The 25,124-nt window shown below is 52.0% G+C and carries 16 protein-coding genes; all 16 read left to right on the top strand.

From position 1 onward, the window contains the following. The first annotated feature begins 4 nt into the window (after positions 1 to 4). The 16 genes from SCARR_RS04310 to SCARR_RS04235 all read left to right on the top strand — a co-directional run bounded on the left by SCARR_RS04310 (position 5) and on the right by SCARR_RS04235 (position 25,079). The gene (locus SCARR_RS04310; protein WP_136060284.1) at positions 5 to 1,522 is read left to right on the top strand and encodes a glycoside hydrolase family 28 protein; all 1,518 of its coding nucleotides are present in this window, start codon (positions 5 to 7) and stop codon (positions 1,520 to 1,522) included. A gap of 27 nt (positions 1,523 to 1,549) precedes the next feature. Continuing rightward, the gene (locus SCARR_RS04305) at positions 1,550 to 3,043 is read left to right on the top strand and encodes a sulfatase-like hydrolase/transferase (protein WP_136060283.1); all 1,494 of its coding nucleotides are present in this window, start codon (positions 1,550 to 1,552) and stop codon (positions 3,041 to 3,043) included. Between the two features lie 35 nt (positions 3,044 to 3,078). Then, positions 3,079 to 4,527 carry a sulfatase family protein gene (locus tag SCARR_RS04300; protein ID WP_168432992.1) on the top strand — a complete coding sequence of 483 codons (1,449 nt, stop codon included), beginning with the start codon at positions 3,079 to 3,081 and terminating at the stop codon, positions 4,525 to 4,527. Between the two features lie 22 nt (positions 4,528 to 4,549). After that, entirely contained in the window at positions 4,550 to 6,379 is a 1,830-nt protein-coding gene (locus tag SCARR_RS04295) for a discoidin domain-containing protein (protein ID WP_136060281.1), read from the top strand. Positions 6,380 to 6,405: 26 nt separating this feature from the next. Further along, a complete protein-coding gene (locus tag SCARR_RS04290) occupies positions 6,406 to 7,764 on the top strand; it encodes a Gfo/Idh/MocA family protein (protein ID WP_136060280.1) in 1,359 nt (452 codons plus the stop codon). 334 nt (positions 7,765 to 8,098) lie between these two features. Then, complete coding sequence (locus SCARR_RS04285) at positions 8,099 to 9,133, top strand: glycoside hydrolase family protein (RefSeq protein ID WP_136060279.1); 1,035 nt, start codon at positions 8,099 to 8,101, stop codon at positions 9,131 to 9,133. Positions 9,134 to 9,303: 170 nt separating this feature from the next. Further along, positions 9,304 to 10,791: a sulfatase family protein gene (locus SCARR_RS04280; RefSeq protein ID WP_136060278.1), complete on the top strand. Its 1,488-nt coding sequence runs from the start codon at positions 9,304 to 9,306 to the stop codon at positions 10,789 to 10,791. An 18-nt stretch (positions 10,792 to 10,809) separates the two neighbouring features. Continuing rightward, a complete protein-coding gene (locus tag SCARR_RS04275) occupies positions 10,810 to 12,399 on the top strand; it encodes an alpha-L-fucosidase (protein ID WP_136060277.1) in 1,590 nt (529 codons plus the stop codon). A 17-nt stretch (positions 12,400 to 12,416) separates the two neighbouring features. Further along, the gene (locus tag SCARR_RS04270; protein WP_136060276.1) at positions 12,417 to 13,925 is read left to right on the top strand and encodes a sulfatase family protein; all 1,509 of its coding nucleotides are present in this window, start codon (positions 12,417 to 12,419) and stop codon (positions 13,923 to 13,925) included. Continuing rightward, a complete protein-coding gene (locus SCARR_RS04265; RefSeq protein WP_136060275.1) occupies positions 13,922 to 15,379 on the top strand; it encodes an arylsulfatase in 1,458 nt (485 codons plus the stop codon). The genes SCARR_RS04270 and SCARR_RS04265 overlap by 4 nt, the downstream gene beginning before the upstream one ends. A gap of 22 nt (positions 15,380 to 15,401) precedes the next feature. Continuing rightward, entirely contained in the window at positions 15,402 to 16,958 is a 1,557-nt protein-coding gene (locus SCARR_RS04260; RefSeq protein WP_222846169.1) for an arylsulfatase, read from the top strand. A 9-nt stretch (positions 16,959 to 16,967) separates the two neighbouring features. Next, the gene (locus SCARR_RS04255; RefSeq protein WP_136060274.1) at positions 16,968 to 17,738 is read left to right on the top strand and encodes an L-rhamnose mutarotase; all 771 of its coding nucleotides are present in this window, start codon (positions 16,968 to 16,970) and stop codon (positions 17,736 to 17,738) included. Between the two features lie 36 nt (positions 17,739 to 17,774). Further along, a complete protein-coding gene (locus SCARR_RS04250) occupies positions 17,775 to 19,406 on the top strand; it encodes an alpha-L-fucosidase (protein ID WP_168432991.1) in 1,632 nt (543 codons plus the stop codon). 60 nt (positions 19,407 to 19,466) lie between these two features. After that, the gene (locus SCARR_RS04245; RefSeq protein ID WP_136060272.1) at positions 19,467 to 21,920 is read left to right on the top strand and encodes a DUF5703 domain-containing protein; all 2,454 of its coding nucleotides are present in this window, start codon (positions 19,467 to 19,469) and stop codon (positions 21,918 to 21,920) included. 25 nt (positions 21,921 to 21,945) lie between these two features. Continuing rightward, the gene (locus tag SCARR_RS04240; protein ID WP_136060271.1) at positions 21,946 to 23,544 is read left to right on the top strand and encodes a sulfatase-like hydrolase/transferase; all 1,599 of its coding nucleotides are present in this window, start codon (positions 21,946 to 21,948) and stop codon (positions 23,542 to 23,544) included. A 5-nt stretch (positions 23,545 to 23,549) separates the two neighbouring features. Further along, positions 23,550 to 25,079 (top strand): sulfatase family protein, encoded by a 1,530-nt coding sequence (locus SCARR_RS04235; protein WP_168432990.1) that lies wholly within the window; start codon positions 23,550 to 23,552, stop codon positions 25,077 to 25,079. Positions 25,080 to 25,124 lie beyond the last annotated feature (45 nt).

The following is a 25,124-nucleotide window of genomic DNA, read 5'->3' as shown; positions in this document are numbered from 1 at the left end:
GAAAATGAATATGAGATATTATGCATCATTGCTCAGGAGCGGTCGTAACTTGTTAATGGCGGCAGTTGCCCTGCTCTTAAACGCGTGCGCCACGGCCCAGAGCGATGGCAAGTTGGGTGGGCAGTCGTGGCCCGTAACTGAATTTGGAGCGACCGGCTCGGATGAAACCAATGATACGGCTGCGTTTCAAAAAGCGATCGACATCTGTCACCAGTCCGGTGGCGGTGTGGTTGAGGTGCCGAAAGGCGCGTACTATGGTGGAACGATAGAGCTCAAAAGCAATGTTACGTTAAGTTTTGATGACGGTGCCTCCTATCTCGGCACGAGAAATATTGACGATTACAAAATGGATTGCGAAATGGCTGTGGAAATACCGTCTTCGTCCACTGCGCAGATCTATGCCTGCGATGCGTCCAACATTGCAATCACCGGAAAAGGGGTCATCAGTGTGCGCGGACAGCTCGAATATTTTAGCAAGGAAACAAAAACGGGTAAAAACCGAGGCCTCCGTCCGATGAACATCCGCTTCATTCGCTGCGCAGGCATTCAACTTACAGGCATTACCCTTAAGGATTCGGCCGCCTGGAACACACACCTTGTGGATTGTGAAGATGTGGCAATACAGGGTGTAACCATTGCGAGCCGTTGTAACGGAAACAATGATGGTATTGATATGGATTCCTGTCGCAGGGTGCTGATCGAAAACTGCGATATCAATGTTGGTGATGATGCCATTTGTCCGAAGGGGACGCTGGAACATCCCGTAGAAGATCTGATGATACGCAATTGTCGGGTGAGCAGTCATTGGGGCTGTTTCAAAACCGGCACATCGTCATTTGGTGGCTTCAGGAATATAACGATTACTGATTGTTACTTTTACGACTGCCCCGGTGTTCCGATCAAGCTGCTTTGTGTTGACGGCGGGATTATGGAAAACGTGACCATCTCCAATATAAAAATGGAGCGGGTGTCCGGCCCGATCTTTATTCGCCTTGGAGCACGTAACCGGAGTTATAAGTCGGCCCGGGAAATGTCCCATCGCAAAGATGACCAGTCCGAAAGCGATGCGGCGAATATTATCAGGAATATTACCCTGAAAAACATAGTTGCTGATCTGACCACTGAAAAATTGGAGTCTAATACCATCTTCATTACCGGAATTCCGAACCAAAAGGTTGAAAACGTTACGCTCGAGAATATTACGGTAACCTATCCGGGCGGAGGGAAGGCCGCACATTGCAATCGTGTTGTTCCCGAGGATGAAGCGCGCTATCCGGAAAAAAGAAACTTCGGAGTGCCTCCATCCTGGGGTCTCTATGCCCGCCATGTTGATGGCCTGACGGTGAAAAACCTTAAAATGGCGCTGAAGAAGGACGACTTGCGCCATGCGGTATACACGGATGACGTGACCAATCTTCAAATTGACGGTTTGGCCCTCTCTCCTCAAAAGGGTTCGGCGGAACGCTTGAAATTGGTCGATACCCCGAATCTCGTCATCCGAAACATCAAAGATCTCGATTGATCCGGAACCGCTCTGGAAGGACAAATAATGATGATTGTAAAACGTATTGTGTTGATATCCTTGCTCATGGGGGCGGCAGCATATGCCGACCATGATAAGCGGCCCAATGTGATTGTTATTCTGGCGGACGACATGCGTTATGACGGCGTGGCCGCCAATGGCAATGCACAGGTAAAAACCCCGAATCTGAATCGGTTGGCGGAGAGGGGATCGGTGTTTGATCATGCTTATCTCCAGGGCGCGAATACGGGCGCGACCTGTGTTGCCAGTCGTGCCCAGTTGCTCTGTGGGCGCGGAGTGTTCCGGATAGAGGGCGGGAAGGGCAGTACCTTTGCCCCATCCCATAAGACGATCGCTCAGGCGTTCAGCAGTGGCGGATATTTTACCTTTATTACTGGGAAATCGCATAATCAACCGGAATCGGCCATGCGCGGCTTCCAGGGCGGCGCCAGGTTGTATGGTTTGAGCAAAGGGGCGTATTACGTTACGAATAAAGACGAACGCCGTTCGCATTTCGGCCTGTCCTATCAGGATTATCGTGAAGATGGGCAGTATGATGAAAAACATCTGTATCTGGTGGGGTTGAAGGGTGAAAAATGCTCCAATCCTTCCGAGATTAAAAACCATGAAGGACTGCATAGCTCGGATGTGATTGGCCAAGCCGCGGTTGACTTTATCCAGTCGTATGATCGTTCCGATCCCTTCTTCCTCTACCTGCCTTTTCATGCCCCGCACGATCCTCGGCAGGCGCCGGCGGAATATCTTGATCTGTATCCGCCGGAGTCGATTGCCCTTCCGTCGAATTTTTTACCGAAACACCCCTTCGACTTCGGTGAGTTAAAGACTCGTGACGAAAAACTGGCTCCCTATCCCAGGACCAAGGAGGACACCCAAAAACAGTTGAGTGAATACTATGCGATCATCACGCATATGGATGCTGCCATCGGCCGGGTTTTTGCCGCGCTGAAAGAGCGTGGGCTGGTTGATAACACGATTGTGGTCTTTACGAGCGACAGTGGATTGGCTGTTGGCAGTCATGGGCTGTTCGGCAAGCAGAACCTGTATGATGATGGAGGCACACATGTTCCTATGATTATGGCTGGCCCCGGTGTGCCATCGGGCAAAAGAACCGATTCTCTGATGTACACCTATGATCTCTATCCGACGCTTTGCGACCTGACCGGAGTCAGCATCCCGGATTCCGTTACGGGCGTGAGCCAGAAGATGGCCATTGAAGGGAACGTGAAGGAGTCCGTACGCGATGATTTATACTTTGGTTTCAAGGGCACGGTCCGTGCGGTCTGCAATGAGCGTTTCAAATTGATCGAGTATGCATATAAAGGGAAGCGTTTAACACAGTTGTTTGATCTGGAGAATGATCCTGATGAATGCACGAATCTGGCCGACAATGCCGAATATGCTCAAATACTGAATAGGATGCGCAAGTTGCTTGAAGGGCATCGGGGCGATGAGACTGAATCGTGGCGAGATAAATTCTGGGAAATATACAACGGTAAATGAACAGTATGCGAAGTGAGAAAGTAAAAGGTAAAGAAATGGGTCTATATAAACGGTTTTTGATCACATCTGTAATCGGAATGGTTGTTTGCTCCGGTGCCGCGGCCGAGACGCCGAACGTTATTCTTATCATGGCGGATGACTTGGGCTACGGGGATATCTCCTGTTACGGCGCAAAGCTGATCAGTACGCCCAACATCGACAAGCTGGCCCGCCAAGGATTGCGTTCGGAAAACTATTATTCTGCTGGTTCCGTTTGCACACCCACACGGTATTCGGTTTTGACCGGGCGCTATCCTTTCCGGAAAAAAGAAATCACCACCGACCAATGGAAAGGATATGCGTTGATCGAATCCGAACGCACAACCCTTGCCAACCTGTTTAAGCGGCAGGGCTATAAAACCGCCGCGGTCGGTAAGTGGCATCTCGGCTACGGGAGCGAAGGCGTGCCGGACTGGGGAGGTGTCTTGAAACCCGGCCCCAATGAGCTGGGATTCGACTATCACTGGGGACTGCCAAGGAATCACAACGACAATATCCGTGGCTATGTGGAAAACCATCGACTCCATGGGCTCGATCCTGACACGCCCTTTAAAACGGCATCCGATACGGAGCGGGTTCAGGGGTTGCTGCAGGAGCGCTTGGACGACGAGGTGAACGCGGTCTTGACCGGGAAGGTCGTGGATTTTATCCGTGCCAATCAGGAGAATCCTTTCTTTGTCTATTTCACGCCCACCATTGCGCATACGCATATCACGCCCAATGTTCGTTTCCGAGGCACGAGCAAGGCGGGGCAGTATGGCGACTTTATTCAGGAACTGGATCATTATGTGGGTGAAATCATGAACCTCCTTGATGAGTTGAAGCTCACCGATAACACACTAATCATTTTTACCAGCGACAATGGCGGTCAGCTGAACGACCATTCCAGTGCCGGGAAAGGATTGAAATTGGCCGACGAGTCCGGTGACGTGGCCTTGAAGTCGAGAACCGCGAAAAAGGATGCACGAAAGATGGGGCACAAGACCAATCTGGATTGGCGCGAGGGGAAAGCCAGTCCCTATCAGGGGGGCTTCCGTCTGCCCTTTATCGTCCGCTGGCCCGGTAGGGTTGACGCCGGAACCACTTCAGCCAAGCTGATCAACTCGGCGGATTACCTAGCCACCTGCGCCGACCTGCTTGAGCTGGACTTTCCCGAACCATATGGAGAGGATTCATTCAGCTTCGTGGAGCTGCTGACAGGGGAGCAGGTCGATCAGCCCCGCACAAACGTCGCCCTGCATTCTGGAAAGGCGCGGTGCTATGTGGAGGGCGATTGGAAGGTGATCGATTTTAACTATGGCCGGAAGCCGAAGAAAAAGGTCGAGCTCTACAATTTGCGCAATGATCCGGCGGAATTGAAAAACCTAGCCAAGTCGAATCCCGAGCGTCTGAAAGCCATGCAGGACAAGTTGAGGCAAATCTCGAAGCAGGGGCGCAGTCGTTGAATTTGGCAGGAAGTAAAAAAAGATGATGAATAATATAAGCAAGGTGTTCATTTCGATCATTTTGCCCGCGGTTGTGTGTGCAGCAAAAGAGGAGGCCGTTCAGTACAGGCTTGTAAAGCATCCCCGGCATATACCTGATGGATATGTTTGGAAATCGGAAGTCCCAGAAGACTGTCCCTTTGAAAAATCGGAACTCTTCGATCGGATCTATATTACAGGTGAGTTCAGTGATTATCTGACCGGGGATACGTTTTATCCGTCATGGGCCGACGATGGAAATCTCTATTCCCCGTGGACCGACGGGTGCACAGATGATCTGATTTCCTGGTCTTTCAGCGGCAGAGGAGAAAAGGCCACTACCGGGCATGCGGTTATGATTGGTGATGATCCACTCAACCTTATCATTACAAATCCATCCCCGCCCAAAGTCGCAAGCGCCTTACCTTTTCAGGGGCGTTATCCTGCGGGATCGCTGGTTCATGATGGCGTATGGTATTACGGTACTTACTGTCTGACTTCAGGCTATTCTAACCAGTTTGCCAATCCGAAGCACAATGGGTTTTCATACAACTGGCCTGTTCTAGGGCCGTTGCCGGGATTCCAGATCTCCCATGATTATGGCAGGACCTGGGCCCCTTCGCCGCTGACTCCAGCCGATCCGCTGTTCCCAGAGCCCAAAAAGCTGGGGGGCGCGGTAAAGATGGGTGCTCCTCATTTCGTCGATTTCGGCAAAAACATGCAGTATTCCCCGGATGGGAAAGCCTATCTGGTCGCGATGGGTGCTGTTGATGACGATCCTAAGCCGCGCCCGTGTATAAAGCCCAAGACCGGGCAGGCGTATGAGATTGCCGAACAATGCCCGGGAGATGCGGGGTGCAAACATGCAAATTTAAGCTGGATATCGGCCGATCAAATTTATCTCGCGAGGGTTACACCTTCGCCGGAAACGATTAACGACGTGAACGCATACGAGTTTTTTGGCGGTCATGATGCGGAGGGAAATCCCGTCTGGAGCCGTGATTTTGACGATTTAAAGCCCCTGCTTGAATGGAATAACAACATGGGGTGTGTGACGGTGTCCTATTTCCCTCCACTGAAGAAATATATTATGTGCGTAACCGACGGCTGGCCGACGGTTGCGGAAATGGACTCATATATCCTTGAGGCGGATGAACTCACAGGCCCGTGGCGGATTATCACATATCTGGAAAACTTCGGGGAGCAATCCTATTTTCTGAATTTCCCCAGTAAATTCATCGGCGACGACGGTAAAACGGCGTGGCTGTGCCATTCTGCAAATTTCAGCATGGGCAGAAATGGACATAAGTTCGGCGTAAAGCCGGAAGGCGGCAGGTATGGATTGAGTCTGCACCAGATCAGATTTCTCTCGAAGGGGGAACTGGTTCCGGAACCAGTCGATAAACGTGATCCGGATATTCTGGAAAAGAGTATAGCCGGGACTGCGCAGGTTTCCGTTAGTTCCACATTACCCGGCACTTCAGCAGAGGCTGCTGTGGACGGAAAAATAGAGTCTGAAGGGTGGGCGGCACTGAACGAAAATGCGGGAGGCTGGTTGAAGCTCAAGTGGGAAAAGAAGCAGACCGTGGGCAGAATTGTGCTATTCAACCGCTTCGCCGGGCGCGGCCAGGTTACGTCGGGCTTATTGCTTTTCAGCGATGGTACATTCATTCATGTAGACCGTAGTCTCCCGCTCTTCGGATATTGCTACGGATTGGAAATTTCGTTTGAGCCTAGAAAGGTCGATTGGGTTAAGTTTATCGGCCTGACGTCGTATCGGAAGTCTAAAACTAAAACCCTGGGCTTATCGGAGATCGGCGTGTTTGCTGAATAGCGGTGTTAATCAATTTGGAGATATTTATGAATCGTAAGAATTTTATTGGAACAACGGCAGCCGGAGCACTGTTTCTGCCCTCGCTGAAAGCGGCGGCACAACAGAACGCTAAACTACGTGTTGCCTGTGTAGGTGTCGGCGGGATGGGGTTTAACGATCTTCGAAATCTTGCAAGTCGCTCCGTTGAGATTGTCGGAATCTGTGATCTTGATTCAGAGGCCATACGCAGGGCCAAAACAAAGATCTGCCCCGATGCCAAGACTTTTACCGATTTCAGGATCATGCTGCGGGAGTTGAAGGGGGATATTGATGCTGTGAGTGTTTCTACTCCTGATCACACTCATTTCCCGATTGCGATGATGGCCATGCAGATGAACAAGCATGTGTATGTGCAGAAACCGCTGGCGCATACGGCCGAAGAGGTTCGGATTATGGTGAGGGAGGCCCAAAAGCGAGGGCTGGTTACTCAGATGGGTAATCAGGGGCATGCATTTGAAGGAATCCGATTAATCCGGGAATGGTATGAGGCCGGGCTCATTGGAGAGGTAAAGGAAGTTGTTGCCTGGACAAACCGTCCTGAGAGGGGGGCCGGCTTTATGCCGGAAAGAATGGAGTATCCACTTGCCGAACCGGTTCCAGAAGGTTTTGACTGGGATCTTTGGGTCGGGCCTGTAGCGGATGCGCCGCCGTATGCCTCTAAGGTGTACCATAATCGATATTGGCGGGGGTGGTGGTCCTTTGGTATGGGCGGTCTGGGGGATATTGGATGTCATACCCTGGATACGCCGTTCTGGTCGCTGGATCTTCAGATTCCCCATAAGGTTGAAGTCGAGGTGGATCACGTGAATCCGATCTTTACGCCATCGGGATCGGTTGTGAAATATTTTTGTAAACAGAAAAAAACAGGCCGGGTGATTCCCATGACCTGGTATGAAGGACCGAAGCGTCCTGCGGTGCCTGAATCTTTTGGAGAATTCGAGCTCAATGCCGAAGGCGGTCTCATGTTGGTGGGTACAAAGGGGATTATTTATCACCCGGGTATGCGGCCGGACAGTCCGCGTCTTTTCCCAGAGGAACTGTGGCAGGAGTTTCGGACGAATCCGGAGGCTCGCCCGAAGAAATCCTATCCAAGGATCAAGGGGGGCCATATTGCAGAATGGGTCCGGGCGTGCTTAGGGGAAGGAGCCGCACCAGGATCGAACTTTGATTATGCCGGGCGTTTAAGCATGATGATTATTCTGGGAACGCTGGCAATCCGGACCGGGAAGAATGTTGATTATGACATTAGGAAGGGCAGGATCACCAATAACCTTGAAGCCGATAAACTGCTCAAGCTGACTGCACGAAAAGGCTTCCGTGCAGAGGACCTTAGAATTGGATCATGATATGAAAAAAAAATGATACCTGTAATCTGTGCCGTTGTGGTTTGCTCCGTTGCTGCAGCAAAAAAACAGAACATGCACGCTTTGTTTCCGTTCATGTCAATGGGCAGAAGGTTCAGGCGAATGTCGAAGTTACCGGTCCTACCCGAGCTGCTCCCGAGCAGGGGATGCGGAGCGCGGTCCGATTGTGATTCAGGGGGACCATGGCCCGATTGCATATTAAAAGTATGCGGGTTACCCCTTTGAGTCTTGATTGAGACTGTAGAAGTGGAGGGCCTGGATGAGCCAAAGATCAGGTTCCCCGAATGCAGTTAATAAAACAAACATAAGGGCGTTTATGAAAAAGATATTTCTACCACTGATGGCGGGCGCCCTTATGTCGACCATCGTGCAGGCGGGAATCACTTTGCCGGACGATGCGGTTATGAGTTATTCCGACAGCAACCCGCTGCGTGCGGCGCTCAAGCCCGTCCCAACGACCGCAATTTTTAGGATGGAGGGCTATTGCCTGTGGGATCCGTCGGTCGTGAAGGTTGGCGACACCTATCACCTGTTTTGCTCCCGCTGGTCGCACGAGCTGGAAGCAAAGGATAACAAACAGGCATGGAAAAGCTGCCACATTATCCGCGCAACCTCGAATTCGCTCTTCGGACCCTACAAGTTCAAAGAAGTGGTGATGGAGGCTAAGGACCACCCGATGGGTAAGAAGGGCCTTCATAACGTAAAAGTCATGCAGGTGGGTGAGCGTTTTCTGATGTATTACATCCACACCCCAGGCGGAAACTCCGGGTTTTCGTGGGCGGACAACATTGACGGACCCTGGCATTCGGAAAAGAAAATCGCGATGAAAGCAAACAATCCGGCGGTTCTTGTTCGGGACGACGGCAGCGTCTATGCCTTGCATAAGTTCAAGGTCGAGAGCAAGGAACTCGGTAGGCATGGGGTTTACATGGGAGCCTATGAAGCAGCTTCCCTCGAGGGACCCTTTAAGAAAGTTGCCGCGGGGCGTAACCTGCTGCCGTACAATATGGAACTTGAAGATCCGACCATCTGGTGGGCGAACAATCAATACAATGCGATCTGCACCGATTGGATGGGCAAAGTGACGGGGATTGGCAAAGCCGTCGTATATTACACGTCCAAGGATGGAATTAATTACGAGCTGTTTTCAAAAATTCCGGTTTGGTCCCAGGCAGATCCGGTTCCGATGGAGGATGGGTCGGAGCATTGGGTTACCCGCGTTGAACGACCTCAGGTATTTCTGAACGATACCGGCGAAGTTGTTGCTTTGCTGGCCGCATTCGGAACCAAAGAATACCGCCACGACTATATTATGATTCGCCCGGTCGATGGTTTTATGCCGACGAATTGATCGGGATGTCCTGAGCATCCCGGCAATCAAATGCAATAAAAGGTCATTTATTGGCCTTTTTTGCTTACGCGTGTCCAGTTCAGAGCTTCCGAAAGGTAACAAGGGCAACATCGACATCATATGGCGAAGGGCCGTGTTTCGATGGAAAAAATGTTATTAAGGGAATAGGCATGAACAGAACTTTTTTTAGCGCATTTATCATCGGGATGGTTGTCGGGCTCGGGAATATTGCTTTTGCGGCAACCGCTCCCAATATCGTTTTTATGATGTGTGATGATATGGGGTGGGGCGATACGGGCTTTAACGGTAATAAGATCATCAAAACGCCGAACCTGGACCGTATGGCCGAAGGTGGTGCGGTGCTGAATCATTTCTATTCGGTTGGCCCGGTCTGTTCTCCGACTCGGGCTTCTTTTCTGACCGGCCGCCATTATTGGCGATTAGGGATCTGGAAAGCGAATCAAGGGCATTTGCCGCAGGAGGAATATACGATTGCGCGGATGTTAAAAGCGGAGGGTTATACCACCGGGCATTTCGGGAAATGGCATTTGGGAACCCTCAGCAAAACCATGTCTGCCAAGGGAGCTGCCCGTAAGCCTGAAATCAACTATGCTCCGCCGTGGGATCGTGATTATGATGAATCCTTTGTGGCTGAATCGGCCATCCGGACCTGGAACCCGACCGAGGGCAAGCAGTACCAAAACAATCCGTATTTTGAAAACGGCATAGTGGCCACCGAAAATCTAAAGGGTTGCGATTCGCGGATACTGATGGATCGTGCGATTCCATTTATTCAAACCGCCGTAAAAGAAGATAAACCGTTTGTGGCGGTTGTCTGGTTCCACGCTCCGCATGAGGAGGTTGAAGCCGGGCCGGAATATCTCAAAATGTATGAGGGCCACGGCGAAGCCGCGCATTATTATGGCTGCATCACGGCGGTGGACGATCAGGTCGGGCGTTTGCGTTCTGAACTGGAACAACTGGGTGTGGCCGATAATACCGCACTCTTTTTCTGCAGCGACAACGGGCCGGAGGGGTCAGAACCGAAAGATCGCTCAAAAACACGCAGGGCGGGGCGTACCGGAGGATTCAGCGGGCGCAAGCGCAGTCTCCATGAAGGGGGCGTGCGCGTACCGGCGCTGGCGCTGTGGCCGGGGCATATCACGCCGGGATCAAAGATCGATGTGCCGATGTCGGTGCTCGATTATTTGCCGACGGTATGCGCCATGGCCGGAGCCGGGCTTTGTGAGCAGCGTGTACTTGACGGTGAAAATATTTTGCCGATTCTTGTCGGCGGGAAACTGGAGCACACCAAGCCGATTCCGTTCCGCCATGGCAATAATGCCTGCTTGGTTCAGGGAAAGTTCAAGCTGATTATCGAGTCGTCGAACGATGCTTCCAAAGATCACCTGTTCGACCTTTCGAAGGACAGGAAGGAATCCCACAATGTCCTGAAGCAGTATCCGGAAAAAGCGCAGAAAATGCGCGCGGAGATTCTTGCGTTCCTGAAGTCGGCCAAGAACAGCCACAGCGGTGCGGAATATGATGTTGCCGGATACAAACCCGTGGATTATTGGCACAAGCTTGGAGCTAAAAAGTCCAAGGCGAAGAAGAAAAAAACAAACGTGACTATGCAAGCGGCTGCCAAGGTCAACTAATTTGAAAGTGTTGCATATATGAAAAGAAGTAGAGTCGCATGTTTCGTTGCAGCATGTCTGGTTGGCACGGCCTCCTGCCTGAGTGCCCAGCGGAAGAGAATCGAGGCTAGCTGGGAATCCATCCAGCAGTATCCGCGTTGCCCAGAATGGTTCGCCGATGCCAAGTTCGGTATTTACACCCACTGGACCCCTCAGAGCATCCCGGCAGCGGCCGCGAACGCCGCGGGGTACCCAACCTACATGTACAATGACAAAAGGAATCAATTTAAGTTCCACAAAAAGACCTATGGAGACCCATTGGAATTCGGGTTTAAGGATTTTTGTCCCCTGTTCACGGCGCATAAGTTCGATGCCGAGGAGTGGGCGGATCTTTTTGCGGCGGCGGGGGCCAAGTTTGCGGGGCCGGTTGCGGTGCATCATGACAACTTCGCCATGTGGAATTCCAAGGCGACCAAATGGAATGCGAAAAACATGGGGCCGAAGAAGGATATCAGTGGTCTGCTCGCGGATGCGTACAAAAAACGGGGCATGAAGTTTATTGCCACGTTCCATCACTGTTGGACGTGGGGATACTACGCTCCGGCCACCCTGTTTGACGGAAAGGATTCCGAGACGTGGGCGCTTTATGGCGAGCCCCGAGAAATCAAACGCGACTCAAAGGGCAATTATGCGAACGTGGGTTTTCCCACAAAACGCTATCTCGATCAATGGCTCGGCATGGTGAATGAGGTCGTCACCCAATACGAACCGGAAATGATCTGGTTCGATATTGGTCTCGACGGGCGGAAATGCATTACTCCGGAATACCAGCAACGCATGTTTGCCGATTATTATAACTGGGCGAACGCGAACGGCAAGGAGGTCTGCATCGGCCACAAAGAGGCGGCACTGCTACCCTATGGCGGGATCAAGGACTATGAACGCGGACGGTCGGAATATCTGCGCCCAAACCTCTGGATGACCGATGGAACCATTGGGCGCTCCTGGTTCTACCAGCCAAGATTCAACGGCCAATGGCATGATGCCAACTGGGTGGTTGATATTCTGATGGATATCGTTTCGAAAAACGGCGTGCTTCTGCTCAACGTGCCGCCCCGCCCGGATGGCTCAATCCCGGAGGAGGGGGCTGTCGAATTGAAGAAGATAGGGCAATGGCTGAACACCAATGCCGACGCGGTTTACAATACGCGGCCGTGGACGGTCTACGGCGAACCGCATAAAAAACTTTCCGAGCGTAATGGTCGAGGCGATGAAGAGAAAAAGGTGGTCTATTCTCAGGAAGATATTCGTTTCACCCAATCCAAGGATGGGAGGACGGTTAATGTTGTCGTTCTGGGATGGCCGGAAAAGGAATTCACCGTCAAGTCTATCAAGGTGGATGACGCGGGTGGGGCTGCCTGGATCGAACTGCTGGGATGTGAAGATACGATCAGTTACCGGATCAACGACAAGCGGCAGCTGGTCATTGTTCCGCCAATAGAAAAACCAAATGAAATTGCCTATTGCTTCCAGCTTAACGGATTCAAGTTGTCGGTTCACAAAGAGGCCGACAAAGAGGCGTTTGCAAGGGCAGAGGATGGCGTGGGATATTCCAACGTCGCAGAATAAGGAAGGCGAGAGAGGTTATGATGTATGAATTAAAAAAATGGATGCTGATGTGTGCAGTTGCCGGAGCGGCTCTAAGTGGAGTTGCGGAACAGAAGCGATCCAATATTCTGTTTATTTTCAGCGATGACCATGCGTCGGAAGCCATTTCCGCCTATGGTTCGTGGCTGAAGGATTATGCCAAGACGCCGAACATTGATCGGCTTGCAAAAGAGGGGATGCTGTTCAGGAACTTGTGTTGCAACAATTCCATCTGCTCGCCAAGCCGGGCGAGCGTAATGACGGGGCAATACGACCACGTCAACGGTGTTATGAAACTAGGGGGAGCGATTAAGGCATCGTCGCCCTGGTTGTCGAAGGAGTTGAAGAAGGGCGGCTACCAGACGTGGCTCGTGGGCAAGTGGCATATAAAGACCAAACCCCAGGGCTTCGACGACTACCGCGTCGTGGAAGGCCAGGGCACCTATTTTGATCCAAAGTACGACGGGCCCGGGGGCATCAAGGAAGAGGTCAAAGGGTATAGCAGCGATAAATATACCGATAAGGCCTTGGACTGGTTGCAGGATCGGGATCGGACCAAGCCCTTCTGCATGATGCTGCAGTTCAAGGCTCCGCATCATCCCTACGATCCCGCGCCTCGCCATATGAAGTTGCTGGAGGATGTTGCCGTTCCGGAACCGCCGACGTTGTATGAAGACATCGATGCATCAAATTCCAAACTCAAGCGCTACATGCTGGAGCGGACCAAGTTTCACATGGTGCTCACTCCGAAAAGCAAGGGCGGGAAAAAACCAAAGCCGAATGAATCATTCGGATACTATATCCGCCACGTCGAGGACATGGAGCCTCATGAAAAAACGAACCAACGCGACTGCTGGCGGGTGGCTTACCAGCATATGGTTAAAACGTATATTCGTTGCATAACCGCAGTCGATGAAAATGTTGGGCGCATGATTGACTATCTTGAAGATGAAGGTCTCATGGAAGAGACGATTATTATCTATACTGCGGATCAGGGGTATTGGCTCGGTCAGCACGGGTTCTATGACAAGCGCCTGATTCTCGATGAGTCGTTGAAGATGCCGTTTCTCATCCGCTATCCCAGGATGATCAAGGCAGGTACGGAGAATCAGGATCTTTGCTCCAACGTGGACATCGCCCCTACGCTTCTGGAAATGACGGATCTTCCCGTGCCTGGAAAAATGCAGGGACGAAGCATGGTTCCATTGCTGAAAGGGAGCTCCCCGCCCGATTGGCGTGATGCAATCTGGTACAACTATGTCGACCAGCCTCAGCATTATGGCATTCGAACCAAACAATTTACCTTGGTCCATTTTCATGGTTCGGATGAAATCGAGTTCTACGACAACAAGCGCGATCCGAACCAGACGCGAAGCGTGCATGACAACCCGGAGTACAGGGAGATCATCCAGTCTGCTGAAATTCAGATGAAGCAGGTCATGGCCGACGTGGGCATAAAGCAAAGCCAACTGGACGGATTTGCCAAGAAAAAGAGTGGGAAAAAATGAAGAATGCGTTGTTGTTCATCATGGCGTTGATGGTCTGTGGTGGGGGTGAAGCTCAACCGCTGAAAGGCAAACGTCCAAACATTATCCTGGTGATGACGGATGACCAGGGGCCTTTGCTCTCGTGTATGGGGCATCCGGTTTTGAAAACGCCGCACATTGATCGCTTTGCCGAAAAGTCGCTGCGTCTGACGGAGTTCCATGTCAGCCCGACGTGCGCGCCGACGCGCGCGGCGCTGATGAGCGGCCGGCATGAATTCAAAAACGGGGTAACCCACACGATCAAGGAGCGTGAGTTGATGGCGCTTTCAACAACCACGTTCCCGCAGTTGCTGCAACAGGCAGGGTACGAGACAGGGATCTTTGGTAAATGGCACCTTGGCGACATCGAGGAATATCGACCGGGCAACCGCGGATTTACGGAGGCGTTCACCCATGGTGCGGGAGGAATCGGCCAGAAATATCCCGGCAGTTGCGCCGATTTCCCCCCCAACAAGAAGAATCGGTACTACGACAACGTGTTGCTGCACAACGATACGGTCGTGAAGACGAAGGGATATTGCACCGATGTATTCTTCCGCGCGGCGCTGGGCTGGATAAAAAAGAATCATGAAGCTCAAAAACCGTTCTTTGCCTACATCGCGCCCAATGCGCCGCATAATCCGCTTATCGCACCGAAGGAAAATGTCAGGCGCATTGATAAACGTCATCCGGGACTCAGTAAGGATACATTAAACCGCTGGGGCATGGTTGAAAATATTGACGACAATTTCGGTCTCCTGATGGAGAAGCTGGAAGAGTGGGGTGCACTGGAGAATACGCTGGTTATTTTCACAACGGACAACGGAATGTGCACCTCGGATGGAAAGACCGAAGCCGCGTGGACGGGCGGGTATAAGAGCGGAAAAACATCGCCGGCCGAAGGGGGGACGCACGTGCCGTGCTTCTGGTACTGGAAGAACGTGCTGCCCGAGGGCAAGGACGTGAATGCGTTAACGGCGCATTTCGATCTCTATAAAACCTTCTGTGGTTTGGCTGGCGCAACGATTTCTTCCGGCATTCAGGAGCTGGACGGTCGAAGTCTGATCCCCTTGCTGGAAAATCCCGATGCCGAATGGAAGGATCGCATGCTCTTTGTACATTCCGGGCGCTGGGACAAGGGGGAAGAACCGCAGAGGGACGAGCGCTACGCCGTGCGCACGCAGCGGTGGCGCCTGGTCGGCGATGAACTCTACGACATCTCGAACGATCCATATGAGAAGCAGGATGTCGTCGCGCAGTATCCGGAGGTGGTGGAGCGTCTCAATGCCGCTCGCTTCACGTGGTGGGAAGAAACTTTGCCGCTTATGGTGAATGAAGACCGGGAATATGCTGGCGAGGAACCTCCGTTTTTTGAGTTGTACGACAGTCAGAAAAAGGCGCAGGGCATTCCGGAGTGGGTGCCGCCTGAAATTTAAGCAATTAAATGAGAAATTGATTATGAGTAAAACAATGAATCGTTGGTTGGTTGGACTGTGTGTTGCGGCATTGGGCGCCGTTTATGCGGATCGACCCAATGTGATCATGATTTTTGCCGACGACCTTGGCCCCGAAATGCTGGGTTGCTACGGGCAGAAGATTGTGAAGACGCCGCATATTGACCGGCTGGCCGCCGAGGGCATTAAGTTCACCAATTACTACGGTGGAACCTTCTGTGCGCCATCGCGATGGACGCTGCTGACGGGCATGCATGACGGTCGCATGGGAGGTTGGAAGCAGACCCAGGCGGGATTGCCGATCGAACGGGATGCCGGCAGGATTACGGAGGAGGAATACCGGAAGCGGATGGAGGAGATCAAGGCCAGTGCGGATCCGATTACTCCGAACGAGGTTATGCTAGGACAGATCGGGCAACAGGCCGGCTACAAGACCGCGCAGGTCGGTAAGTTGGACCGGGGATTCCTGACCTGGCACGAGCGCGTGAAGCGCCACGGTTGGGATCATTATGTGGGTTATTACGATCACGTCCGCTGCCATGGGTATTATCCGCCCTATCTCTGGCGCAATGGCGAACGCTTTGAACTGGAAGGCAACCCCTTGTCGAATTGCGGAAAGATGTCCGAAGAAGGCAACGAACCCGTTGGTTCGGGCGGGAAAACCTATTCCCAGAATATCTTTATCGAAGAAGTTCTGAGGTACATCCGGGAAAACAAAGACCACCCGTTTTTCCTCTATCATCCGACCCAACTTCCGCACGGCCCCGTCGCGATTCCGGAACTGCATCCGGACTTTGCCGATGATCCGCGGTTGTCGCTGTCGGAGAAGAAGTATGCCTCCATGGTGAAAATGCTGGACGATCACGTCGGTCTCATCATGGCGGAATTGAAGAAGCAGGGTCTCGACGATAAAACCCTCGTGTTCTTCGCCTCCGACAACGGACATGCCACGTATTATAATCATGGCAACGAAAGCTTGAATACGCTGTTTGCCAAACAGTTGAAGCCGGACGGTACCAAGACGAATCTGACCGATGACAAATGGCGCCTGTCGGAATTCGAGGATGTTTTCAACGGCGCCGGCGGACGTGCCGGGCAGAAGCGCAGCGGTTTCCAAGGCGGCATCCAATGTCCGCTGATTGTACGCTGGCCGGGCAAAATCAAAGCCGGAGGGGCAACCGCATTGTTGAGTGCCCATTATGACTTCATGGCAACGATTGCCGATGTGATGGGGGTTCCTGTGCCGAAAGGCAAAGACAGTATTTCCTATCTCCCAACGCTGTTGGGGCAGGAGCAGCGGCAGAAGCATGATTATGTGATTGTTGGCACCCGAATGCGGACCATGGGCAGCGGTGCGGTGATTGATAAGGACGGGTGGAAGGTGATTGAAGTTGGCCCTGCGCATAAGCCGAGTTACCAGCTCTACAATATACTGAAGGACAACAACGAATACTATAATCTGGAAGATCAGCATCCGGAGAAGACGGAGGCTCTTGCAAATATCCTTAAGCGAGAGATAGATTCGGAGCGACCTGACCTTGTGGCGGGTCCTAATCCATAGGGGAAAATCATGAAACTGAAATGGATGGTTATAATCGTTTCTGTAATGGGCGCATTGGTAGCGAGTGGACTATCGCCCTACGAAAACCGCATCCTGTCCGGGCAGGAAATGCACGTGATGCTGTTTGCTTTTGCAAAGGACGGAAAAGTTGACGACGCAAAGGCTGCGTTGAAAACACTGAATAAAAAGATGGTCGCTAAAGCGTTCAAGAAAAAGGGCATCACAAACCTCAGTTCCTACGCCAAGGTGCTGCAAGGTAAAACAGCATTCATGGTCTACTTCGATTATGAAGGCGAAAACTATCTTGATGCAGTAAAGGGATTCGAAGCGGTTGAGCAGGTTGTGAGCATGAAGATGTTGCTCACCCCGCACCCGCGGGCGGTACAAGATGATCAGGCTTGGTTGCAGTTGGAATGGATCAATTACATATTCGGCGCAAAGCCTACCGATGCAAAGCCGGAAAAGATTGCCCAGACCACGCGAATCAAACCTGATCGCGAGGATTATTACCGCACAATCCACCAAACCGTTTGGCCCGGTGTGTGCGATCATATGGCCCGTGCCGGCAGCCACGACTTTTCCATATTTCTGGTTGAGCTGGGTGATGAGCTCTATCAATTCTTCTATGTCGAGTCCTATGCTACCGAAGCGCAGAATGAAAAAATGGAAAACTATGACGACCCGATTGCCCGTCGTTGGTACAACGTTGCGGCACCATGTCTCGATCCATTGCCCGGTGCTGTCAAATGCTGGGTGCCCATGGAGCAGGTTTCGGAGTGAAAAATGAGTTTAACTGCACGTAGAGTGAAAGAGGGAATGAAACAGAAAATTATATCGGCGGCGTTGTTGGCCGGTATGGTTTGTCCGGTAGCTAACGGGCAGTACGAGCCGACGTGGGAGTCGTTGTCTAATTATGAAGCACCGGAATGGTATGAGGATGCCAAGCTGGGGTTCTGGCCCATTTGGGGGGTGTATTCTGTTCCCGCGTTCAAAGGGGATCATGCGGCGGAATGGTACGGTCGCTGGATGTATTGTCAAGAGGGTCAGAGCAGTAGCAGCAATCAGGGATTAGCCACGCATCTACATCACAAGGAAACGTACGGCGATCCCGGAACATTCGGCTACAAGGATTTGATTCCGATGTGGAAAGCTGAAAAGTTCGAGCCTGACGATTGGGCGGATCTTTGTGTAAAAGGCGGCGCAAAATTCTTCACGATGATCGCGGTTTTCAGCGACAACTTCTGCCAGTGGGATTCAGAGGTGTCGCGCTGGAATTCCGTGGATATGGGGCCGAAACGCGATATTGTGGGCGAGCTCAAAGTTGCCATGCATAAAAAAGGTCTTAAGTACGGGGTATCCAACCATTCCGGCTGGGGCTATAACTTTTTTCTCTTCAATCATATAAACGGGTATGACGCGAAAGATCTGTCGTTGAAGGATCTGTACGGTGCGCCGATTATTCCTGATGAGGTGTGTAGGGCCCGCATTAATGAAGGGGAAGCGCATAAGGATTGGCTGGCGCGCACGCGTTATAAGGTTTCACCAAGCCAATATGACCTGGACGAATGGCTGGCTCGAACCAAAGAGCTGGCGACACTTTATACGCCAGACCTGTATTATTTTGACTGGGGAATCCATCATGCCGCTTTTGAACCCTACATCCGGGACTTCGGTGCGCATTACTACAACCTGGCCGTTGAATCCGGCATGGGCGAGTTCGGCTCGCCGCAGGTGGTGATCAACCATAAAAGGCCGTTCAGGAATAATTCTGCCGTCCGCGATTTTGAGCGCGGCGGCATGAAAGATATTGCCGATAGGGTCTGGCAGACGGACGATTCCATTTATTATGGCAATAACTGGAGCTATGATCCGAACGTTGTCATAAAGCCGACGGATATGATCGTCGACCAATTGATGGATATCATCAGTAAACGCGGCGTATTGATGCTGGCGATTGCGCCGAAGGCGGACGGCACCTTCCCGGAAGACCAGAAGAAGATGATCTGCGAGCTTGGGGCATGGCTGGACGCATGCGGCGAAGCTGTTTATGCAACGCGTCCGTATGAAGTGCTCGGTGAGGTTTCCGATACCTGGTACGACAGAGACGATCACTATCACCTGAAGTTTGAAGGTAAACCTGATGATATCCGTTTCACGCGCAACAAAGCCAATACTGTTCTTTATGCCACCTTCCTCGAATGGCCGGGTGACAAGGCCGTGATTAAAACGCTGAAAGGCGTGAATTTAAGCGGTGTTAAGTCGGTTAAGCTACTGGGAAAACGGCGAGGGTTGACGTGGTGCGGGACGAAGGATGGTTTGGAAATCCGGATGCCGAAGAAAGCCCCGAAATATGGAATGGCGTATCCGGTGAGGATCGAGTTCCGCGGCCGCATTCCGTCTCCGTCCACGTCCGAACCTCTCGGCCTGGATGAAATCACCATCAACTGATCAGTCGGACGGCCGTGTGTAATTTGAAGGTTTAAAAAAAAAATCTGTAGGGCAACTTCAATGAATAAAAAAATAAAAAAAGGCGTGGCAGGATTCGCTGCCGCACTGGCAGCTACAGGTTGCTGGGCTGGGAATTGGACCGATCGATACAATGTGGAATGGGATAGTCCCAGTACGAACGTTGCGGATAATATGCCGCTCGGTGCGGGGGACATGGCGTGCAATGTCTGGGTAGAGAAGGGGGAGCTGCTTTTCTATATACAGCGGAGCGGCTCCTTTAGTGAAATTGGCGAGCATATCAAACTCGGCCGTGTGCGACTGACTCTGGAGCCGAATCCGTTCCGAGACTACCAGCATTTTTCGCAAAAGCTGGTTTTGCAGGATGGTAACATAGCCATTTCAGCTGAAGGTAAGGATGGCAATCAGGTGGACATCACGATGTGGGTGGATCAGTTTACCCATTCGGTTCATGTGACTGTTGATTCGGAAAAGAAAATTGATTACACGGTTGCCTACGAATCCTGGCGCTATAAAGACAAAGACCTCACCCCCACCAAGGACGACATAGAAAAGCAGTCTCATAATATTCATGTTAAACCCAACCCCTTGTTCGGTTCCTTTTCCTTCATCGGGGCTCCGTTTGAGGTCATCAAGCTAAAGGATGATTTTCGTTTGAAGGACAATCGTATTCTCTTCTACCACCGCAATCCCTCCGATCCTCTGTCGCCGCGCAAAGCCATTGAGCAACAGAAGCTTGAAAAATACAAGGACCGGATCGTCAACTACAACAAGAACCGTACCATGGGGGGCATGCTCTTTGCCGACAACGCCGTTGCGGCTGGTCAAGGCGCAGGCACTTACTTCAAAACAGATTTTAAATCGTGGCGACTCAAGAGCAAGGCTCCGGCAAAGCAACACCATATTTATGTCGTGACCCATGTGGCGCAGGAAGAGGCGTATGAAAATTGGGAGTCTGCTCTGCTGGAACGCTGTCAAAAGGCCGAAGCCACGCAAGGCGATTTCGACAAAAACGCGGCTTGGTGGAACGCGTTCTGGCAACGCAGTTGGATTGTGGTTGAACCGGAAAAAAAAGATGAGGCCTCGAAACATTGGCAGGTCGGCCGGAACTATAATCTTTTCCGCTATATGCTGGGCGGAAATATTCATGGCGAATTCCCCACGAAGTTTAACGGCGGCAACCTGACCTTTGACCCCGCCAATGGATTCGATCCGGACTGGCGCATGTGGGGCGGGGATTTTATGACCGGACAGAACCAGCGTTTGATGTATTGGCCCTTGCTCAAGTCGGGTGATTTTGATGCTTTCGAATCGCAGTTTTCAATGTACAACAAGGCCCTGAATGGGGCCAAGATTCGGGCTGCGGCGTATTTCGGTCACGGTGGGGCGGTATTCTGTGAGAATACGGATGCTTCGGGCCTGCAGTTGCCTTTCCTCTATGAATGGCAAACCGATAATGAGAAGAGCCGGTATCGGCGCATCGATGTCCCTTTCGGGAAAAAGGAGCAATACCTTACCGGCGATAAGAATCACGATAAAGACCTGTGTGAAATCGGTCTGAGCCAACATCCGGCCATGACCTATCACCATACCGCACAATTGGAATTTTCCTATATGATGCTCGAATACTATCGCTATAGCGGAGATGCCATTGAGCGTTATTACGATTTCATCAAACAGTCGCTTGTTTTCTTTGACGAGCATTATCAAATGCGGAAACGAATGCGGGATGGAACACCGCTGGATGAGAACGGAAAATTGGTGATTTACCCTTCGCAGGCGGTGGAAGCCTACCATCCTGTTGCCAACCCGATGGATGTTGTATCCGGTTTGCACGCCTGCCTCAATAGGCTCACCGAAGAGGATTTGCCCTTCGTTCCGGAGTCGGACAAGCGCTATTACCGGGAACTCCTGCAAAGAATACCCGATGTGCCTTTTGGTGAGTATGAAGGCCGGCGCGTGGCATTGCCGGCAGAAACGTATCCATCGTCCTCCCGGTTTGCCCAACTGGAGTCGCCCCATTTTTATGCGCTTTTTCCGTTTGATTTATACGCTATTAATGATCCGGAAATGGATGCATTTCTCAATACTTGGAAGTATTTTCCTCACATTGACAAAGAAGGCTATGTGTGTTGGAAGCAGAATACCATTTTCTTGGCTCGGATGGGTAAAATTGCAGATGCTCACAACCATGTTTGCAAAAAGTTTGGCGACAATGAGGCAGGAAACAGGTTTCCGACCTACTGGGATGCGAAATTTGACAGTATTCCGGATCATGATTGGGGCGGAAGCGCGATGTCCGGTTTGCAGGAAATGCTCATGCAGTGTTTTGATGACAAAATCCACATTTTACCTTGCTGGGACAAAACGGTGGATGTCGATTTCAAACTGCATGCCCCGAAACAGACCACCGTGGAGGTGTCGCTAAGGAACGGGAAGATTGAGAAACTGGTTGTTACCCCCGAGTCCAGGAAGAAGGATGTCGTTCTTTTCTAAGCGTCTGTTATACGGAGGCAGAGCTATGATGTTTAGAATTTCCGTGGTTTTACTTTTGGGAGCGACCCTGTTCGCGTCTGCAGAAACGAAGCGGACTTCTTCCACGGTTCCGGCCGAACGTCCCAATGTGGTCATTCTTTATGCGGACGATATGGGTTACGGTGATTTTTCTGCGAACGAGAGTTCTTCGAAAATCCCGACACCGAACTTTGACAAGCTTGCGGCGGAGGGTGTGCGTTTTACTGACGGGCACAGCTCGTCCGGCATCTGCTCGCCCAGTTGTTTTGCGCTGTTGACCGGGCAGCATCACTGGCGCCGGTTTTTCAAAATCGTGGATTCGTTCGGTCCATCGGTTTTTGAAAAGGGGGAGTACACCCTGCCGAAGATGTTCGGGGCGAAGGGCTACAGCACCGCCGCGATCGGCAAGTGGCACCTAGGCTGGAACTGGAATGCGGTCAAGAAGCCTGGAGCAAAGCTGAAGAATGTCCGTTGGGATCGGCCCGATGGTCGGGTTCTGATGCGCAAGTCCTATACGGTAAATGCGATAGACTGGATGAAGCCCGTTCCCGGAGGCCCGTTGGATCAGGGGTTTGATTATTATTTTGGCGATGGCACCATTAATTTCCCGCCCTACTGCTTTATGGAAAACGACCGGGTATTGGAAGTGCCCACCGAGATGGCGGATTTTTCAAAATTCGAGCCGGTGCCGGAAGGGGATTGGGGGAGTCGGCCGGGGCCTGTCGCCGTCGGATGGAATCCGTACAACGTATTGCCAACCATAACGGATAAAGCGGTCGAGTGGATTGGGAATCAGCAGGCGGACAAGCCGTTCTTCCTTTATTTTGCTTTTCCGTCGCCGCATGAGCCGGTTGTTCCGAACAAGGAATATCGCGGCAAGTCGCAGGCCGGACCCTATGGTGATTTTGTGTTCGAGTCCGACGCCATGGCGGGGCGCATTATGCAGGCGTTGGAAACGGGCGGTTTTTACGAAAACACCATCGTGATTTTCACCGCCGACAACGGCGCGGAGCTTATGGCCTATGAGCGGCAGAGAATTTACGGTCATTGGAGCTCCGGGCGGTTGCGTGGCGTGAAGCGTGATTTGTGGGAGGGAGGGCACCGCGTCCCGTTCGTCATTAAATGGCCGCGTGTGATCGAGCCGGGAACGGTGTCGAACGAAACCATCAACCAAGTCGATTTGGCGGCCACATTTGCGAGGATTATCGGCTACGGGCTGAACGCAGAGGAGGCGATCGATAGCTATGACCTGCTGCCGTTGCTGAAGGGCGAAAAATATAATCAGCCGTTGCGTAATGCCACGGTTCAGAACACGAAGAAAGGGAGTTATGCCCTCCGCCAGGGCGATTGGTTGTTCATCAACACGAAGAGTGGCGAACATTCCAACTGCCCGGACTGGTTCAATAAAGAGCGGGGATATGAAACCGGCAAAACCTCGGGGCTGCTTTACAACCTGAAAGAGGATCCGGCAGAGCATCACAATCTATATGCCGACTACCCTGAGCGAGCGGCGCAAATGCATGCGTTGTTGAAACGGTATGTCGATGGGGAAGGATGCGCTCCTCGTGCGTGCGAATACGTGAAAGCAAAAGAGGAAATCCAATAAAACGAATGAAGGTCTTTTTGTCGCTTGTACTTGCGTTTTCTTGTTCGGTGTATGCCGCGCCGGAACGTCCGAACATTGTCGTGGTGATGGCGGATGACCTCGGGAAGGGGGATCTGGGCTTCTATCACCGGCAAAGGACGGGCGAAGGGAGTTCGCCGGTTCCAACGCCGAATCTGGATCGATTGATTGCATCCGGCATGCGTTTCAGCGATGCCCATTCCCCGGCCGCGCTTTGTGCGCCGACCCGTTTTTCCATGATGACTGGGAACTATCCCTACCGCAACAACAGCGCGCAGGGGATCTGGGGCGCGCATGCCGACCCGCAGATTGATCCGAACTACACGACCGTCGCACGCATCGCGAAGGAGGGAGGGTACCGCACCGCCTTTTTCGGGAAGTGGGGGCTGGGCGGTGCCTGGAAGGGCTGGCCAAAGGATTATTCCAAACTGACGGCGGGGGCGCTGAGCTATGGATTTGATTATTCAGTGGAATTGCCGCAGGGCATTCAGGGGGCTCCTTATGCACTCTACGAGAACCGCGAGTTTCTGAAGCTGGAGCAGAATTCCATTATGACGCATATCCCGATCGAACAGACCGGGTATGACTTGGTGTTGGATCCCAAAGCCAAAGACCGCGATGGCATGGGCGACTCGAACTGGGATCTGAAACGGGTGGGCCCGGTGCTGGCCCATAAGGCGGCAACCTTCATTGACGGGCACGTTTCCGCTCATCCTGATCAACCATTTTTTGTGTATTATTGCAGTCAGGCGGTGCATACACCGCATTGCGCGGCGGAGGAGTTCGATGGCGTCAAAATCGCCGGAAGCACGCCGGGACCTTTGGGTGATTTCATTCATGAGTTGGATGTCCAAGTCGGTATGATTCTGAAGGAGCTGGAAAAGACCGGAACCGCCGGGAACACCTTGTTCATCTTTACTTCCGACAATGGCGGGCTTCCGGCGCACTGGGATCAAAAGCTGGCCGCTGCCGGGCATAAGTCCAACGGTGATCTTTCCGGTCAAAAAGGTTCGATTGAGGAAGGCGGGCACCGTGTGCCGTTCATCGCCGTATGGCCGGGGCAAATTAAACCCGGCTCGAAATGCGATGAGCTCATCGTTACCCATGATGTTGTATCGACCATCGCCGCGGTAGTCGGGGAAACAATCGACCGGGCCGTGGTTCGCGATTCAATGAACCTGTTGCCTATTCTTGCCGGCGGGAAATCTTCAGCGGATCGGCATGTGATCACCCAAAGCGGGGGATTGACCTATTTCGCGATCCGCGATGGGGATCTGAAATTGATCATCGACGGCAATGCAAAAAAGCTGAGCAAGAAGGAGCTATATAAACTGCGCGGATTTAACCGGGAAAACGTATGTCCGGTTGCGCTGTATGATCTCGATGAGAATATTCGTGAAAACCAAAAATTCAACCTGATCAACCATCCCGAATACAAGGAGCGTGTGGCCGCCATGTTTGAAAGGTTCTGCGAGTTGCGTTCCAGCGGTGAACCGACGGTGTGCGATAAAAAATGAGGAAAAGATCGAAAAATAGTTCTGCCATTGGAGAGGTGAAAATAA

Source organism: Pontiella sulfatireligans (assembly GCF_900890705.1).
GTDB classification, from domain to species: Bacteria; Verrucomicrobiota; Kiritimatiellia; order Kiritimatiellales; family Pontiellaceae; genus Pontiella; species Pontiella sulfatireligans.
The sequence above is the reverse complement of the archived record's forward strand: the minus strand, read 5'-3'. Positions and strand labels throughout refer to the sequence as shown.

Excerpts from the sequence above, each read along its gene's own strand:
- SCARR_RS04310 (WP_136060284.1), top strand. The coding sequence starts at position 5 with ATGAATATGAGATATTATGCATCATTGCTCAGGAGCGGTCGTAACTTG.
- SCARR_RS04305 (WP_136060283.1), top strand. The coding sequence starts at position 1,550 with ATGATGATTGTAAAACGTATTGTGTTGATATCCTTGCTCATGGGGGCG.
- SCARR_RS04300 (WP_168432992.1), top strand. The coding sequence starts at position 3,079 with ATGGGTCTATATAAACGGTTTTTGATCACATCTGTAATCGGAATGGTT.
- SCARR_RS04295 (WP_136060281.1), top strand. The coding sequence starts at position 4,550 with ATGATGAATAATATAAGCAAGGTGTTCATTTCGATCATTTTGCCCGCG.
- SCARR_RS04290 (WP_136060280.1), top strand. The coding sequence starts at position 6,406 with ATGAATCGTAAGAATTTTATTGGAACAACGGCAGCCGGAGCACTGTTT.
- SCARR_RS04285 (WP_136060279.1), top strand. The coding sequence starts at position 8,099 with ATGAAAAAGATATTTCTACCACTGATGGCGGGCGCCCTTATGTCGACC.
- SCARR_RS04280 (WP_136060278.1), top strand. The coding sequence starts at position 9,304 with ATGAACAGAACTTTTTTTAGCGCATTTATCATCGGGATGGTTGTCGGG.
- SCARR_RS04275 (WP_136060277.1), top strand. The coding sequence starts at position 10,810 with ATGAAAAGAAGTAGAGTCGCATGTTTCGTTGCAGCATGTCTGGTTGGC.
- SCARR_RS04270 (WP_136060276.1), top strand. The coding sequence starts at position 12,417 with ATGATGTATGAATTAAAAAAATGGATGCTGATGTGTGCAGTTGCCGGA.
- SCARR_RS04265 (WP_136060275.1), top strand. The coding sequence starts at position 13,922 with ATGAAGAATGCGTTGTTGTTCATCATGGCGTTGATGGTCTGTGGTGGG.
- SCARR_RS04260 (WP_222846169.1), top strand. The coding sequence starts at position 15,402 with ATGAGTAAAACAATGAATCGTTGGTTGGTTGGACTGTGTGTTGCGGCA.
- SCARR_RS04255 (WP_136060274.1), top strand. The coding sequence starts at position 16,968 with ATGAAACTGAAATGGATGGTTATAATCGTTTCTGTAATGGGCGCATTG.
- SCARR_RS04250 (WP_168432991.1), top strand. The coding sequence starts at position 17,775 with ATGAAACAGAAAATTATATCGGCGGCGTTGTTGGCCGGTATGGTTTGT.
- SCARR_RS04245 (WP_136060272.1), top strand. The coding sequence starts at position 19,467 with ATGAATAAAAAAATAAAAAAAGGCGTGGCAGGATTCGCTGCCGCACTG.
- SCARR_RS04240 (WP_136060271.1), top strand. The coding sequence starts at position 21,946 with ATGATGTTTAGAATTTCCGTGGTTTTACTTTTGGGAGCGACCCTGTTC.
- SCARR_RS04235 (WP_168432990.1), top strand. The coding sequence starts at position 23,550 with ATGAAGGTCTTTTTGTCGCTTGTACTTGCGTTTTCTTGTTCGGTGTAT.